Source organism: Chromobacterium aquaticum (assembly GCF_021129195.1).
GTDB classification, from domain to species: Bacteria; Pseudomonadota; Gammaproteobacteria; order Burkholderiales; family Chromobacteriaceae; genus Chromobacterium; species Chromobacterium aquaticum.
Window position 1 is genome coordinate 75,731 of the sequence record NZ_JAJOHW010000021.1, and the last position, 15,366, is coordinate 91,096.

The 15,366-nt window shown below is 65.8% G+C and carries 12 protein-coding genes; 4 read left to right on the forward strand and 8 right to left on the reverse strand.

Going from position 1 to position 15,366, the window contains the following annotated elements:
- The first annotated feature begins 69 nt into the window (after positions 1-69).
- Complete coding sequence (locus LQT98_RS03615) at positions 70-825, forward strand: BPSS1780 family membrane protein (protein ID WP_048408494.1); 756 nt, start codon at positions 70-72, stop codon at positions 823-825.
- A 53-nt stretch (positions 826-878) separates the two neighbouring features.
- On the opposite strand, the gene LQT98_RS03620 is transcribed toward LQT98_RS03615, so the two are convergent.
- The 7 genes from LQT98_RS03620 to hutC all read right to left on the reverse strand — a co-directional run bounded on the left by LQT98_RS03620 (position 879) and on the right by hutC (position 11,133).
- A complete protein-coding gene (locus tag LQT98_RS03620; protein WP_231461146.1) occupies positions 879-2,216 on the reverse strand; it encodes a Na+/H+ antiporter family protein in 1,338 nt (445 codons plus the stop codon).
- A gap of 191 nt (positions 2,217-2,407) precedes the next feature.
- A complete protein-coding gene (gene hutH, locus LQT98_RS03625) occupies positions 2,408-3,937 on the reverse strand; it encodes a histidine ammonia-lyase (protein WP_231461147.1) in 1,530 nt (509 codons plus the stop codon).
- 141 nt (positions 3,938-4,078) lie between these two features.
- Complete coding sequence (locus LQT98_RS03630; RefSeq protein WP_048408497.1) at positions 4,079-5,464, reverse strand: amino acid permease; 1,386 nt, start codon at positions 5,462-5,464, stop codon at positions 4,079-4,081.
- Positions 5,465-5,980: 516 nt separating this feature from the next.
- Positions 5,981-7,654, reverse strand: coding sequence for a urocanate hydratase (hutU, locus tag LQT98_RS03635; protein ID WP_231461148.1), 1,674 nt, complete (start codon positions 7,652-7,654; stop codon positions 5,981-5,983).
- Positions 7,655-7,729: 75 nt separating this feature from the next.
- The gene (gene hutG / locus LQT98_RS03640; RefSeq protein ID WP_231461149.1) at positions 7,730-8,653 is read right to left on the reverse strand and encodes a formimidoylglutamase; all 924 of its coding nucleotides are present in this window, start codon (positions 8,651-8,653) and stop codon (positions 7,730-7,732) included.
- A 15-nt stretch (positions 8,654-8,668) separates the two neighbouring features.
- The gene (gene hutI, locus LQT98_RS03645) at positions 8,669-9,916 is read right to left on the reverse strand and encodes an imidazolonepropionase (protein WP_231461150.1); all 1,248 of its coding nucleotides are present in this window, start codon (positions 9,914-9,916) and stop codon (positions 8,669-8,671) included.
- Positions 9,917-10,416: 500 nt separating this feature from the next.
- A complete protein-coding gene (gene hutC / locus LQT98_RS03650) occupies positions 10,417-11,133 on the reverse strand; it encodes a histidine utilization repressor (RefSeq protein ID WP_231461151.1) in 717 nt (238 codons plus the stop codon).
- Positions 11,134-11,293: 160 nt separating this feature from the next.
- On the opposite strand from hutC, the gene LQT98_RS03655 reads away from it, so the two are divergent.
- The 3 genes from LQT98_RS03655 (at position 11,294) to LQT98_RS03665 (ending at position 13,242) form a co-directional block, all read left to right on the forward strand.
- Complete coding sequence (locus LQT98_RS03655; protein WP_231461152.1) at positions 11,294-11,710, forward strand: Mpo1 family 2-hydroxy fatty acid dioxygenase; 417 nt, start codon at positions 11,294-11,296, stop codon at positions 11,708-11,710.
- A 36-nt stretch (positions 11,711-11,746) separates the two neighbouring features.
- Positions 11,747-12,616 (forward strand): D-hexose-6-phosphate mutarotase, encoded by an 870-nt coding sequence (locus LQT98_RS03660; protein ID WP_231461153.1) that lies wholly within the window; start codon positions 11,747-11,749, stop codon positions 12,614-12,616.
- Positions 12,617-12,684: 68 nt separating this feature from the next.
- Positions 12,685-13,242 carry a hypothetical protein gene (locus LQT98_RS03665; RefSeq protein WP_048408504.1) on the forward strand — a complete coding sequence of 186 codons (558 nt, stop codon included), beginning with the start codon at positions 12,685-12,687 and terminating at the stop codon, positions 13,240-13,242.
- A 205-nt stretch (positions 13,243-13,447) separates the two neighbouring features.
- Here LQT98_RS03665 and LQT98_RS03670 read toward each other — a convergent pair whose 3' ends face one another.
- Positions 13,448-15,322, reverse strand: coding sequence for a M3 family metallopeptidase (locus LQT98_RS03670; protein WP_231461154.1), 1,875 nt, complete (start codon positions 15,320-15,322; stop codon positions 13,448-13,450).
- Between the last annotated feature and the right edge of the window lie 44 nt (positions 15,323-15,366).

Genomic DNA, 15,366 nt, shown 5'->3' on the forward strand with positions numbered 1-15,366 from the left:
AGTCTGGGTCCATCTTGATGGCGCGCGAGCGCCGCAACCCCGAGTGGCAAAACCTTTTTGGAGATTTCGATGCAATCATTCGACGCGCTGCCCATGCCGCGCAAAGTCGCGTTCAGCCGCGGCTGGCGCTGGATCGTGGAAGCGTTCTACATTGTCCGCCAGCAACCGCTGACCTGGATTCTGCTGGCGCTGGCTTATCTGGTGATCAACTTCATCGTCAGCATGATCCCGCTGCTGGGCGGCCCGCTGTCCTTCTTCCTGGCGCCGGTGTTCGCCGCCGGCTTCATCCTGGCGGCGAAAAAGAGCGAGCAAGGAGCGGAGCTGGAGCTGGGCGATCTGTTCGCCGGCTTCAAGACCGCGCTGCGGCCGCTGATCAATGTGGGCATGCTCTACCTGGCCATCCTGATCGTCATCGGCATTGCGCTGGGCCTGCTGATGGGCGTGCTGGGCATCAGCGTCAGCAAGAGCGATCCCAATGCGATCCCAGTGATCGCCGGCCCCATCGCGCTGGCCGCCTTCATCGGCGGCGTGGCCGTGTTCCTGGTCAGCCTGGCTTACTGGTTCGCGCCGGCGCTGGTCACGCTGCAGCAGCTGGGTCCGTGGCAGGCGATACGCACCAGCCTGCAGGCCGGCCTCGCCAACTGGGGCGCGGTGCTGGTCAGCGGTCTGATGCTGGCGGTGCTGGCCTTCATCGCGATGATTCCGCTGGGCCTGGGCCTGTTGCTGTGGTTCCCGGTGCTGTACGTGACCGCCTACACCGGCTGGAAGGATATCTTCGGCCAATCTGCGGCGCCGGCGCGTCCGGACGAGCCGGTGGTGTTCTAAACCCGGCTCACTTCCCCATATCAAGCCCCGCCCAGCGGGGCTTTTTCATGCCCTCACAGCAGCATCGCGGCGATCCAGCCAAAGCCCAGCAAGGGCAGGTTGAAGTGCAGGAAGGTGGGCACCACCGTTCCCCACATATGATCATGCTGGCCATCGGCGTTCAGGCCGGCGGTCGGCCCCAGCGTGGAGTCGGATGCCGGCGAGCCGGCGTCGCCCAGCGCCGCGGCGGTGCCGACCAAGGAGACGATGGCCAGTTCGGAAAACCCAAAACCCAAGGCCAGCGGCACATAGATGGACGCGATGATGGGCACGGTGGAGAAGGACGAGCCTATCCCCATGGTGATCAACAGCCCCACCAGCAGCATCATGAAAGCGGCCAGCCCGCGATTGTCGCCGATCAGGTCCACCGAGGAGCGGACCAGCGACTGGACATCGCCGCTGGCGTTCATCACGCTGGCGAAGCCCGCGGCGGCGATCATGATGAAACCCACCTGGGCCATCAAGCGCATGCCCTGGGTGAAATGGCTGTCCAGTTCGGTCCAGCGCATCACTCCGGAACCGGAAATCAAGGCGAAGCCCACCAGGCCGCCGAACACCATGGAGCCGGTCCACAGCTGCGCCAGCAGGGACAGCAGCAAGGCCGCGCCAATCGATACCCGCTGCCATAGCCCCAGTTTGACGCTGCCGCGCTCGCCGCCTGCCACGGCGACGTCCTGGTAATGCCGCGGCCGCCGGTAACTGAACAGCAAGGCCAGCGCCAGGCCAAACACCATGCCCGACGCCGGAATCAGCATCGCCAGCGGCGCCGCGCTCAAGCCGACTTGAAAACCGCTGGCCGCGCCGGCCTTATTGATGTTGCCCACCAGGATATCGTTTAGGAAAATCGAGCCGAAACCGATCGGCATCGTCATATACATCACGGTAATGGAGAAGGTGATGGCGCAGGCCACCGCGCGCCGGTCCAGTCGCAGCCGGTTCATCACCAGCAACAAGGGCGGCACCAGGATGGGAATGAAGGCGATATGCACCGGGATGACGGTGCCCGAGGCGAAGCCGGCCAGCACCAGACAGGCCAGCAAGCTCCACTTGACCACGCGCAGCATGCGCTCGGAGTGTCCTCCGTTCTGGATGTAGCCGACGATCCGGCCCGACAAGCCTTGCACGATGCCGGTGCGCGACAGCGCGATGGCGAAAGCGCCCAGGGTGGCATAGGCCAGCGCCACCGGCGCGCCGGCGCCCAAGCCGCCGTTGAACGCTCGCACCACCGCCTCTGGCGACATGCCTGCGTAAATGCCGCCAATGGCGGCGGAAAGAATCAGGGCCAGCACCACCGGCACCCGCGACAGGCTCAAGGCCATCATCACCAACACGGCTAAGACCACGGCATTCATGGGAATCTCCTCGTCGGCGCCCGTCAATGGCGGGCGCATCGATAGTCTGGCGTCCCGGCGTCGCCGGGCTCCTATCCCCGAACTCCACAGATCATTGCCTGCTGGTTCTTCATTCTGTTCCGCGCGTCAAACCCCGCGCGGAGGCGAAAACACCAGCCGCCTCCGTGCAGAGGCGGCTGGCGATCTCGTGATTACAGCGACGGCAGCAGGCCGGCTTCGACAAAGCGGTTGTAGGAACCGCTGGCCACCAGCGCGGCGGCTTTCTCGATATCCGGCGCGAAGTAGCGGTCCTTGTCGTAGAAGCTCACCTGTTCGCGCAATTCGGCCTTGGCCGCTTCCAGCTTGGCCGAGGTCTTGTGCGGCGCGCGGAAGTCCACGCCCTGGCAGGCGGCCAGCAGTTCCACCGCCAGGATGCCGGCGGTGTTGCCAGCCATGTCGCGCAGACGGCGGCCGGCGAAAGTGGCCATCGACACATGGTCTTCCTGGTTGGCCGAGGTGGGCAGGCTGTCCACCGAGGCCGGATGCGCCAGCGATTTGTTTTCCGAAGCCAAGGCCGCGCCGGTGACCTGGGCGATCATGAAGCCGGAGTTGACCCCGCCGTTATTGACCAGGAAGGGCGGCAGCTTGGACAGATTGCTGTCGATCAGCAGCGCCATCCGGCGTTCGGACAGCGAACCGATTTCGGCCAGCGCCAGCGCCAGGTTGTCGGCGGCGAAGGCCACCGGCTCGGCGTGGAAGTTGCCGCCGGACAGGATGTCGTTGTCGGCGGCGAACACCAGCGGGTTGTCGGACACCGAGTTGGCTTCCACCACCAGCACCGCGGCGGCCTGGCGGATCTGGGTCAGACAGGCGCCCATCACTTGCGGCTGACAGCGCAGCGAATACGGGTCTTGCACCTTGCCGCAGTTTTCGTGCGAATGCTCGATCTCGCTATGCTCCAACAGGCTGCGGTAAACGCGGGCGGCGTCGATCTGGCCGGCGTGACCGCGCACCGCGTGGATGCGCTCGTCGAACGGGGTGCGACTGCCCAAGGCGGCCTCCACCGACAGCGCGCCGGCCACCGAGGCCGAGGCGTACAGGTCTTCCGCGGCGAACAGGCCTTCCAGCGCGAAGGCGGTGGACGCCTGGGTGCCGTTCAGCAAGGCCAGGCCTTCCTTGGGCGCCAGGGTGATGGGCTCCAGGCCGGCGGAACGCATCGCCACCGCGCCCGGCACGCGGGTGCCGTTGACGAAGGCTTCGCCCTCGCCGATCAGCACCGCGCTCATATGCGACAGCGGCGCCAGATCGCCGGACGCGCCCACCGAGCCCTTCTGCGGGATCACCGGGTAGATGCGCTGGTTGAATAAGGTGATCAGCGCCTCGATCACCAGCCGGCGGATGCCGGAAAAACCGCGCGCCAGCGAGTTGATCTTCAAGGCCATCACCAGGCGCACGGTGGACTCGTCCATAGGCGCGCCGATGCCGGCGGCGTGGGACAGCACGATGGAGCGTTGCAGCAGCTCCAGCTCTTCCGGCGCGATGCGGGTATTGGCCAACAGGCCGAAACCGGTGTTGATGCCGTAGGCGGTGCGGCCTTCGGACAGCACCCGCGCCACGGTGGCGGCGGAGGCGTCGATGGCGGCATGGCTGGACGGGTCCAGTTGCAGTTGCAGGCTGGTTTCACGTGAAACGCGGCGCAGTTCGGCCAGGCTGAGCGTGCCGGGAACAATGTTCAATACCATCTGATACTCTCCTTCATAAAGCGTTTGCAGCGCCGCTGGCCGCGGTGAGCGCTGGTCTTGTGTTATCGCGCCCTGCCGGCAAGCGGCTTGAGTATTCCGGCGAGCCCGCGCCCGCCGGACAAAAAACGTTGATGCGCGCCTTTAGGCGGCGTCGCGCTGAGCCTCCGCCTCCGCGCCGGGCGCCAGCACCCGGCTCCACAGGAAGTGGCCGGCCACCACCAGCGCCACCCAAGCGGCGCCAACCAGCAGCGCGGAGCGAGTGTCCTCGAAGTAGCCGAGCACGCCGATGACGAACAGCATGAAGCCAATCGCCGCCAGCGGCGCGTAAGGCCAGAACGGCACCGGGAACTTCAATTCCGCGGCTTCCTCCTTGCTCATCTTGCGGCGCATCGCCACCTGGGCCAGCAGAATCATCAGCCACACCCACACCGTGGCGAAGGTGGCGATGGACGCGATCAGCAGGAACACATCCTTGGGCATCAGGTAATTCAGCACCACGCCCACCAGCAGCGCGGCCGCCATCACCAGCACCGTCATCCACGGCACGCCGTTGGACGACAGCTTGGCGAAGCTCTGCGGCGCCTGACCCTGGCGCGCCATGCCATACAGCATGCGACCGGCGCCGAAGATGTCGCTGTTGATCGCCGAGATCGCCGCCGAGATCACCACCGCGTTCAGGATATGGGCGGCGGCGGGAATGCCCAGGCTCTCGAAGATCTGCACGAAGGGGCTGCCCTGGCTGCCGATCTGCGGCCACGGATAAATCGACATCAGCACCGTCAGCGTCAGCACGTAGAACAGCAGAATGCGCACCGGCACCGCGTTGATCGCGCGCGGAATGGTCTGCTGCGGATTCTGCGCCTCGCCGGCGGAGATGCCGATGATCTCGATGCCGCCGAAGGCGAACATCACCACCGCCAGCGAGGCGATCACCCCGCCCCAGCCATTGGGCATGAAGCCGCCGTGCGACCACAGATTGTGCAGGCCGCTGGCCTCGGCGCTGCCGAAGCCGAACAGGATGATGGCCACGCCGCCGAGTATCATCGCGACGATGGCGCCCACCTTGACGATGGACAGCCAGAACTCCATCTCGCCGAACACCTTGACGCTGCACAGATTCAAGGCGCCGATGAAGAAGATGATGCTCAGCACCCAGATCCAGCGGTCCACTTCCGGAAACCACAAGCTCATATAGATGCCGAAGGCGGTCACGTCGGCCAGGCAGACGATGATCATCTCGAAGGCATAGGTCCAGCCGGTGATCACCCCGGCCAAGGGTCCCAGATAGCTGGTGGCGTAATGGCCGAAGGAACCGGCCACCGGATTGTGCACCGCCATTTCGCCCAGCGCGCGCATCACCATGTAGACGGCGGCGCCGCCGATCAAATAGGCCAGCAATACCGCCGGACCGGCCATCTGTATCGCCGCCGCCGAACCGTAGAACAAGCCGGTGCCGATGGCCGACCCCAGCGCCATGAAACGGATGTGACGGGCGGACAGGCCGCGCGTCAGCGTTTGTGTTTGCATCTCTCTCTCCTCCTTGGCATGGCTGTGCTTGCCGGCCGGACGCGGATGCGCCCGCTACGCCGCCTCCCGCGGCCCGGCATGTTTCGCTGCGCAGTCAGTCAAGCGCCGGCAAACTGTAGGGCCAGCGGCGGCGGACCACAAGGCCGCACAGCGCGAACGCGCGGCGGGCCATGACGAAACACGCGGACAACAGGCGCGGACGCGCCAGTGCGTCTCAGTGGACAGGCAAGGACAACATGACTGGTTTTTTTCCTTTGCAACACGCTTTACTGCTCCCGCCGCTTGTTTTGAATTCAGCTTGTTCGGTCGGGATGACGGCGTCCAGGCGGACTAGCGCCTAGACGCCACAGCCCGCCGCCGGCGTGCGCGCGGCGGCGGTATGCCTTCTTCACTACATGTTCACGCTAAAACGAGGCAAGGCGTTGCGGCTGGCACCGCGGAATGTTCATAGCATTCCGCGGCGCAGCTCCCCGTATTACGACGCCTCACCACGCGCAGCTGATCGCACGCAGGTGCTCAGCGTTTCAGCATCGGCAGGTCCAGGCCCTGCTCTCTTGCGCAGTTCTCTGCGATCTCGTAGCCGGCGTCGGCGTGACGCATCACCCCGGTGCCCGGATCGTTGCGCAGCACGCGGCCCACGCGCTGGGCCGCGGCGTCGCTGCCGTCGCAGACGATGACCACGCCGGAGTGCTGGGAGAAGCCCATGCCCACGCCGCCGCCGTGATGCAGCGATACCCAGGTGGCGCCGCCGGCGGTGTTGAGCAAGGCGTTCAGCAGCGGCCAGTCGGACACGGCATCGGAGCCGTCCTTCATGCTCTCGGTCTCGCGGTTGGGCGAGGCCACCGAGCCGGAGTCCAGATGGTCGCGGCCGATCACGATGGGCGCTTTCAATTCGCCGTTCTTGACCATCTCGTTGAAGGCCAGACCCAGGCGGGCGCGGTCTTTCAGGCCCACCCAGCAGATGCGCGCCGGCAGGCCCTGGAAGCTGATGCGCTCCTTGGCCATGTCCAGCCAGTTATGCAAGTGCGGATCGTCGGGGATCAGTTCCTTGACCTTCTGGTCGGTCTTGTAGATGTCTTCCGGATCGCCGGACAGCGCCACCCAGCGGAAGGGGCCGATGCCTTCGCAGAACAGCGGGCGCACATAGGCGGGCACGAAACCGGGGAAGTCGAAGGCATTGGCCACGCCCTCTTCCAACGCCATCTGGCGGATGTTGTTGCCGTAGTCCAGCGTGGCGGCGCCGCGCTCTTGCAAAGTCAGCATCGCGCGCACCTGCACCGCCATCGATTTCTTGGCGGCGGCGGTGATTTCGCCTGCGGAGGTCTTCTGCTTGGCGCGCCATTGCTCCACGGTCCAGCCCTGCGGCAGATAGCCATGCACCGGGTCGTGGGCCGAGGTCTGATCGGTGACCACATCCGGGGTGATGCCGCGCGCCACCAGTTCCGCGAACACGTCGGCGGCGTTGCCCAGCAAGCCCACCGATACCGCCTTGCCGTTGTGCTTGGCCTCGTCGATGATGGCCAGCGCCTCGTCCAGGGTCTTGGCCTTGCGGTCCACATAGCGGGTTTTCAGGCGGAAATCGATGCGGGTTTCGTCGCATTCGACGGCGATCATGCTGAAGCCGGCCATGGTGGCGGCCAGCGGCTGGGCGCCGCCCATGCCGCCCAGGCCGCCGGTCAGAATCCAGCGGCCTTGCGGCTTGCCGTCGAAATGCTGGTTGGCGACAGCGAAGAAGGTTTCGTAAGTCCCCTGCACAATGCCTTGCGAGCCGATGTAGATCCAGGAGCCGGCCGTCATCTGGCCGTACATCATCAGGCCCTTCTTATCCAGCTCGTTGAAGTGCTCCCAGTTGGCCCAGTGCGGCACCAGGTTGGAGTTGGCGATCAACACCCGCGGCGCATCGGCGTGGGTCTTGAACACGCCCACCGGCTTGCCGGACTGCACCAGCAGGGTTTCGTCGTCCTCCAGACGCTTGAGCACGTCCAGGATGGTGTCGTAGCACTGCCAGTCGCGGGCGGCGCGGCCGATGCCGCCGTACACCACCAGGCTTTGCGGATGCTCGGCCACTTCCGCGTCCAGATTGTTCTGGATCATGCGGTAGGCGGCCTCGGTCAGCCAGCTCTTGCAAGTCAATTCGCTGCCGCGCGGCGCGCGGATGTGGCGAGTCGGATCAAAACGCGGGTCGGACATCGGTATTCTCCTTTGTAAACCCGCCGCCGGTTGTGGCCCGGCGGGCGGGGAATGACGCTATCGCTACGAACGGGTTCAAGCCTGTTTCAGATGCCGGCCTATGCTCCATGCCAGCCGGGCGGCGGTCTTGGCGCCGTGGCTGTCGATGTCGAAGGCCGGGTTCAGTTCCACCAGGTCGGCGGCCGCCAATTTGCCGCTTTCGGCCAAGCGCCGGACCAGGGCCTCGACCACGGGCAGCGCCACCCCCATGGCGGCGGGGGCGGAAACCGCCGGCATCACGCTGGCGGGTAATACATCCAGGTCTATGGTCAGGTAGACGATGTCCACCTGGTCGACGAAGGCCATCATCGCGCTGCGCACCGTGGACAGGGTGTCCAGCGTCATATCGCTGTCCAGCGTCCACTTGACGCCGAGCGCGCGAGCGCGGGCGAACAACGCCTGGGTATTGGACGGCTCGGCCACGCCCAAGCACAGGTAATGGAAGGGGCGGCCGGCCTGCGCGCAGTCGGCGGCGATTTGGGCGAACGGGGTGCCAGAGGTGGCTTCGACCGCTTCGCGGATATCGAAATGAGCATCGAAATTGACGATGCCTATCACCTTGTCCGGATGCGCGGCCGCCAGTCCGCGCCAGGTGCCGTAGGCGGTTTCGTGGCCGCCGCCCAGCACCAACGGAAAGTGGCCGTCGACGCGCAGTTGGCGCACCCGCTCGCCCAAGCGGATATGGGCGGCGTCCAGGTCGCCGTCGGCGCAATCCACGTCGCCGGCATCGCACAGCGGCAGTGGCTGGTGCCAAGCCAGATTGGCCAACGCCTTGCGGATCGCCGCCGGACCGGCGGCGGCGCCGACGCGGCCCTGGTTGCGGCGCACGCCCTCATCGCTGACAAAGCCGATGATGCCCACGCCCGGCTCCAGCCCGGCGGCGTAAGGCCGCGCCAGTTGGTGCCAGCGCCGCGCCAGATCACCTTCGCCAGCGTCGACGCGGCCGCTCCAAACACTCATGTCCACGCTCATGCTTCAACAGCCTTTCATATGCTGCGCCACGCCGCGGAACACGCGCTGGCGCAAGGGATTGTCGCCGAGACCGTAAACGATCTCGGCCGGGGAATCGATGTCCCACAGCAGCAAGTCGGCGACCTGGCCGGCGGCCAGCCGGCCATGGCTGGCGCCGCGGCCCAAGGCCTGCGCCGCGTGGCGGGTGACGCCGGCCAGCGCCTCTTCCGGGGTCAGGCCGAACAGCACGCAGGCCTGGTTCATCGCCAGCCGGATCGACGCGAACGGGCTGGTGCCGGGATTGAGATCGGTGGACACCGCCATCGGCACGCCGGCGGCGCGCAACAGCTCCACCGGCGGCTTTTGGGTTTCGCGCAGGAAATAGAACGCGCCCGGCAGCAGCACCGCCACGGTGCCGGCGGCCTTCAGCGCGGCCACGCCGGCGGCGTCCAGGTATTCGACATGATCGGCGGACCAGCCGCCGAACTCGGCCACCAGTTCGGCGCCGTGCAGATTGGACAGCTGCTCGACATGGCCCTTGATCTTGAGGCCGTGCGCGCGCGCCGCTTCGAACACGCGGCGAGTCTGCGCCGGCGAGAAGCCCACGCTTTCGCAGAAAGCGTCCACCGCCTCGGCCAGGCCCTCGCTCGCGGCGGCCGGCAGGATGACGTCGACGATGTAGTCGATATAGGCGTCGGGCCGGCCGGCGTATTCCGGCGGCAGCGCGTGGGCGGCCAGCAGGGTGGCGGACACTTCCACCGCCAGCTCGTCCCGCAGGCGCCGCGCCGCGCGCAGCTGCTTGAGTTCGTCTTCCAGGCTCAGGCCGTAGCCGGACTTGATCTCCACCGTGGTCACGCCCTCGGCCATCAAGGCGCGCAAGCGTGGCTTGGCGGCGGCGGCCAGGCCGGCTTCGTCCAGCGCCCGGGTGGCGCGCACGGTGGAGACGATGCCGCCGCCCTCGGCGGCGATCCGCTGATAAGGCACGCCATTGAGGCGCTTTTCCCATTCGGCGGCGCGATTGCCGCCGTAAACCAGGTGGGTGTGGCAGTCGATGAAGCCGGGCGTGATCCAGGCGCCCTTGGCGTCGATCACCGCGCCGTCGAAACTGGCGGGATCGATGTCGGCGGCCGGCAGCAGCGCGGCGATGCGGCCGGCTTCCAGCAATAGCGCATGGCCTTCCAGCGCGCCATACGGCGCCGGGCGGCTCGGGTCCATCGTCGCCAGCCTGGCATTGATCCACAGGCTGCGGCGATCCGCTTGGGCTTGGTTCATGGTTCGGCTCGATCAGGTTATTTGTATATACAATTAATCCTATACCGACAGCCTGTCAAGTTTGCAGCCGCGATTTTTGTAAACACGCAGAATGGCCTGAATAGGCTTATAGACCAGGCAGTTGATGTTGCAAAGCAACAAAAAAGCCGCCCTGTGGTGGCGGCTTGGATCGGAAAAATTCAGCGTCCATTTGTATATACATTGACGCGCAGGACATCGCGAGCCCGGCTGCGCCGCAACATGGCTCCGGCGCTCAGCACCTGGCCCGAAGCCTGGCCGGCAGCACAAACCGGACCCTGCGGCGGGAGCGCCGGAGTGCGCAAACGCCACACGCGCAGCAGACTTTGAACAGCTTCTTAAGAGCCTGTTCAAAGTCTCTCGAGCAAGGGCGAGACAAGGCGAAAACGAGCGAAAAAGCGGAATGTACAAGTGGTACATGAGCATTTTGAGCTGGTTTTCAACGCCGTATCGCCGACGCGCAGCAGGCTTTGAACAGGTTCTCAGCGCTTGACCCGAGTCTGCGAACGCAGCTTGTAGCGCGACCCCGGATGCGTCAGCCGCGCGAAACTGACCAGCTTCTTGTGCGACCAGGTGCGGCGCAACACCAATAGGCAGGGCTCTTGCGCGCTCATGTCCAGCATCGCCTGCTCCGCCGCGCTGGGCAGCACCGCCTCCACGCTGTGCTCGATATCGGTCAGCGGGCAGTTCTTCATCAGGAAGTCGTTGGGCGTGCGGCTGCTGAAATCCTGTTCCAGATAATCCGGCGCGAAGACTGGATTGACGTAGCGGTCTTCCAACTGGATGGCGACCTCGTCCTCGCGGTGAACGATGAGCGAGCGGAACACCGTGCTGCCCTCCTTCACCCCCAGACGCAAAGCCACGTCCTCATTGGACGCCACCGCCTTGAGCTCGTAGACGTCGGCGCTGTGACGATGACCGCGCGCCTCGATCTCCTCGGCGATATTGTTGATGTCCAGCAGCGGCGACTCCGCCTTGCGCTCCGCCACATAAGTGCCGTCGCCGGCGAAGCGCAGCAGGATGCCGGCCTCGGCCAGATCGCGCACCGCCTTGTTGACGGTCATGCGCGATACCTGGAACTGACGCGCCAACTCCAGTTCCGGCGGAATCTTGCCGCCTGGCAGGAATTGGCGGGAACGAATGCCTTCAAGGATGTATTCCTTGATGCGCAGATAACGCGGTTGTGCTGTGGATGACACCTATCGGAACCCAGACTATTGAACGGTTTACACAAGGATTGTAGCCCAAAGCGGCGCGGCGCCCCCTGATCCAGCGCAGACAAAACCGGCAGCGGGCATTGCCGCCGCCGCGCGGCTGCGCCAAGATGAAAGTCCGTCGCCCGTTTGCGAGGCCCTGATCATGACGCTAGAGCAATGGTTGCAAGAATATGACCTCAGCCACCGCCATCCCGTCAATATCCGCATCCACAAAATCTGCGTGCCCGCCATCGTGTTCGCGCTCCTGGGCCTGCTCTACAGCGTGCCGGCGCCACTGAACCCGGCCTGGCTGGCAGTGGCCGCCGGCCTGCTGTTTTATTGGCGGCTGGGCCGCGCCGCGCTTGTGGCGATGGCGGCGCTGTGCCTGCCCATGCTGCTGGCGCTGGACATCATCGCGCGCGCCGGCCTGCCGCTGCTCTGGCCGGCCTTGCTGCTGTTCGCCGTCGCCTGGGTGGGCCAGTTCATCGGCCACGCGATCGAAGGCAAGAAGCCCTCCTTCCTGCGCGATCTGCAATTCCTGCTGATCGGCCCGCTGTGGACGCTGCGCCGCTGGCTGTAGCGCGCTATCATCGTTTCTTTTGCCCGGAAGCTCCGTATGTCCGTTGCCCTGCCTCCCGCCGCCGCGCTGTCCAGCCGCGCGCCCGGCGTCGATATCCTCGTGATCGCCGCCCCGGACTTCCACGCCGAAATCTCGCTGCAGGGCGGACAATTGCTCGGCTTCCGCGCCGCCGGCCAGCAGCCGCTGCTCTATCTGTCGCCGCAGGCCGCGTTCCAGCCGGGCAAGGCGATCCGCGGCGGCGTGCCGCTATGCTGGCCCTGGTTCGGCCCGCACCCCGACGACGCGAGCCTGCCGGCTCACGGCGTGGCGCGCACCCATGTCTGGCGTCTGGACGAGGTCCGCGAGGACGCTGGCGCGTTCCACGTGAAACTGTCCGGCCCTGAGCGCGATGGTCTGAGCGCCGAGATCGAATACCATCTGGGCGCAACCCTGCAGGTCGCGTTGACCACCCGCAACCACGGCGACCGCCCGCAACGCCTCAGCGCCGCGCTGCACAGTTATCTGGCGGTGGGCGACGCGACGCAAGCCTCGCTGTCCGGTCTGGCCGGCGCGCGCTGCCACGACAAGGTGGCCGACCGCGAGGGCCGCTGGCCGGACACCGATTTCCATTTCCACGGCGAAGTGGACTGCATCGTGTACAGCGAACAGCCGGCCGTCCTGCGCGACCCGATCTGGAACCGTTGCATCCGCGTCACAGCCGACGGCGCCGGCAGCGTGGTGGTGTGGAACCCAGCGGCGGAAAAAGCCGCGCGGCTGAGCGACTTGCCGGACGCCGGCTGGCGCGACTTCGTCTGCGTGGAGACCGCCAACGCCGGCGACGATGCCCGATTGCTCGCGCCCGGTTCCAGCCACCGGCTGGCCTGCCGGCTGACACTGGAGCCCTTAGCCGCCGAGTGCGGGGTATAATGGCAGACTATAGCCGCCACGACGCCTAGTCCGGCCGGTGGCGTTTTTCAGTTCCGGAACCCCTAGCGATGGCCAGACCAGACAAGATTTCCCGTTTCCTGCCGATCTCCTTTGCCAACGGCAACAGCGTGCGCCGCTTCGGCAAGCATTGCCCAAGCTGCCGCGCGATGGTGGGCTCGGAACATATGGAAGGCATCGCCAGCAAGCAGCAAGACAAGATTTTCCTGGCGGCCCAGGCGCGCTGCCCATCCTGCGGCGCCGGATTTCCGGTGCGCTGCGTGATCACCGACGACAAGCGCGTGCACCGCGTGCTGCTGCCGCACTGGGCTTTCCGCATGTGGCTGCACATGGCCACCCGCAACGACCCACAGCCGCCCGGCGAGGACAATTGGACGCTGGAGACGCCGCAGACTCAAGCCCCCCAGGGCACGGTGCTGCCGGACAACGCCTTCGTCACCCGCTCCGAGGAAGTGCTGGGTCGTTTCCAGGGCGAGCCCATCAACGCCTGGATCGAATACCAAGGCCAGCGCTTCGTGTTCGAGCGCGCCGCGCCGCCTAGCGGCGACACCCGGCTGGACGCCAGCGAGCTGCTGTTTGAAGGCCGACTGATCTACCGTCAGGCCTGAAGGCTTCTGAGTCAGGACAAAGAAAACGGCAGCCCTTGGGCTGCCGTTGTCATGCGCGGCCTCGGCACATGTTTACAATCTCGCGCGCAAGGGCGAGACCAGGCGAAAATGAGCGAAAAAGCGGAATGTACTCGTGGTACATGAGCACTGAGCTGCTACTCACCGTGTAACGCTTCACGACGCGCAGCAGATTATGAACAGGTTCTCAGAGCGCCGCGGCCGGGTAGCGCTCCCTCACCCAGGCTTCGAAGCGGCGGCACATCTCCGCCTCCCCCGCCTGGTTGTCGGCGATCAGCTCGGCGCCGTGCACCAGCCGTATCGTCGCGTCCAGTCGCTGCGGATAATCCTGCGCGTATACGCGCTCCGCCGCCGCCGCGATCTGCCGCTCCGCCTCCCCCCAGGCCTCGTCCACGCTGCGCTGGCAGGCCTCGGCCAGATAGCGGGCGTTAAAGTGCTCGCCGGTCAGGCTCAGCAAGGTGGCGTCGTGGCTCAAGCTATTGCCCGGCGCCCAATAATGTTCGGCCAGCAGCGGCCCGATCGCCGGGTTGTCGGTCAGATAACCATGCTCGCGCAGGAAGTGGGCGCGGGTCTGGTATACCGCCATATGCGCCAGCAGATAGCCGTGGTAGGACGCCGCCGACTCCTGGTTCAGCAGATGCGGAATCGCCAGCAGCGGCCGCGGGCCGCATTCGACGCCGAGAATCTCGCGCTCGCAACGACGCGCCAGCGCCAGCACCGTCTCCGGGCTCAACTCCGCCTCCGGCAGCCGATACAGCTCGCGCTCGAAATAGGCGACCACGGCGATGGAGCGTTCGGCGAAGGCGAAGAAAGGCTGGGTCGCCTCGATGCGCGCGCGGATCAAGGCGTCCGGCATCGGCTCGCCCGCGGCGTTGCGCGCGTAGCGCTTCAGCCAGTCGGCGTCGTTGAGCAGGCTGTCGCAGAACATGCTCTGGGTTTCGGCGTAAGCCATCGAGGTGGGCGCGAACTCCTGCGAGAAGCACGGCGCGTTCTGGGTGACATTGGCGAAGTGGGCGGCGTGGCCGCCTTCGTGGAACAGGGTGTTGATCGCGCGCGCGCCGCTGCCCACCTGATCCGGCGTGGCGTCGGCGGTGAAATTGATCTGCCCCGACACCCAGCGGCCGCCGTCGTAATAACTGGGTATCGGACCGTGGCAAAAGCCGTTCTGGTACTTGCCCTTGCGTTCGACCAGGTCCAGCTGCATCGTGGCTTGCCGGTATTGCACGCCCAGCCGGCGGAAGCTCAGCACCCAGCGCTCCACCGCCTTGGAGAACGGCAGATAGGGATCCATCTGCCGGGTCACGTCGCCGCTCATGTGGAAACGCAGATTGTAGGGCTGCAGCGCGTCCTCGCCCTTGTCCTCCGCCAGCCGCCGCAGCGCTTGCCGATTGGCGTCGCGGGTGCGCGCCTCGAAATCGTCGAGCACGGCGAACAGCGCCTGCGGCGTCATCTGCTCGTTCTTGCGCACCTTGTATTCGAAGTAATCGGCGCTGCCCAGGCTGCGCGCCAGCGCGTTGCGCTGTTTGACGATGTCGAGGAAACCATTGGCCAGCACCCAGCGCTCGAGATCAAGCAAGGCGTCATGCGAGCTCTTGCGCGCGGCGAGGTCCGGGTTGGTGGCCATATTGATCGCCAACATGGTCAACGTCGCCTCTTCGCGCTCGCCGCGTTCATTGATGTGGCTGAGCGCCAGGTCGCGGCGCTTGGCGAACAGCTCGGCCTCCATCTCGATCAGCCTGCGCATCTGCTGCTGCGCCGCCGCGCTGTCGACGATATTGCTTTCAAACAGCGCCAGCCAGCCTTGATAGCCGTGCAGCAAAGCGTCGCGCTCGGCGCCGGACGGCTGCTCCCGCAGCCGTTCCAGCGCGGCGCGCACCGCGACCAGCCGCTCCGGACTGGAAATAAAGGCCTTGTACGCGGCTTCGGCGCGGGCGAAGCCGTCATGATCACCGGACACCGCCATATAGGTATCCCAGAACAGGTCTTCCTTGGTCTTGTGCACCGCCAGGTAATCGCGGTTGAGTTGGTCGAACTCCGCGCGCAGTTCGGCAATCGCAGTCATCTTGCTGATTCTCCTTTGCGCTGGCCGTGGGCCGCTTGTGACGG

Coding starts and splice junctions, on each gene's coding strand:
- LQT98_RS03665 (WP_048408504.1), top strand. CDS start 12,685: ATGGCCAGACCAGACAAGATTTCCCGTTTCCTGCCGATCTCCTTTGCC.
- LQT98_RS03670 (WP_231461154.1), bottom strand. CDS start 15,322: ATGACTGCGATTGCCGAACTGCGCGCGGAGTTCGACCAACTCAACCGC.
- LQT98_RS03655 (WP_231461152.1), top strand. CDS start 11,294: ATGACGCTAGAGCAATGGTTGCAAGAATATGACCTCAGCCACCGCCAT.
- hutH (WP_231461147.1), bottom strand. CDS start 3,937: ATGGTATTGAACATTGTTCCCGGCACGCTCAGCCTGGCCGAACTGCGC.
- hutI (WP_231461150.1), bottom strand. CDS start 9,916: ATGAACCAAGCCCAAGCGGATCGCCGCAGCCTGTGGATCAATGCCAGG.
- hutG (WP_231461149.1), bottom strand. CDS start 8,653: ATGAGTGTTTGGAGCGGCCGCGTCGACGCTGGCGAAGGTGATCTGGCG.
- LQT98_RS03630 (WP_048408497.1), bottom strand. CDS start 5,464: ATGCAAACACAAACGCTGACGCGCGGCCTGTCCGCCCGTCACATCCGT.
- LQT98_RS03615 (WP_048408494.1), top strand. CDS start 70: ATGCAATCATTCGACGCGCTGCCCATGCCGCGCAAAGTCGCGTTCAGC.
- LQT98_RS03620 (WP_231461146.1), bottom strand. CDS start 2,216: ATGAATGCCGTGGTCTTAGCCGTGTTGGTGATGATGGCCTTGAGCCTG.
- LQT98_RS03660 (WP_231461153.1), top strand. CDS start 11,747: ATGTCCGTTGCCCTGCCTCCCGCCGCCGCGCTGTCCAGCCGCGCGCCC.
- hutU (WP_231461148.1), bottom strand. CDS start 7,654: ATGTCCGACCCGCGTTTTGATCCGACTCGCCACATCCGCGCGCCGCGC.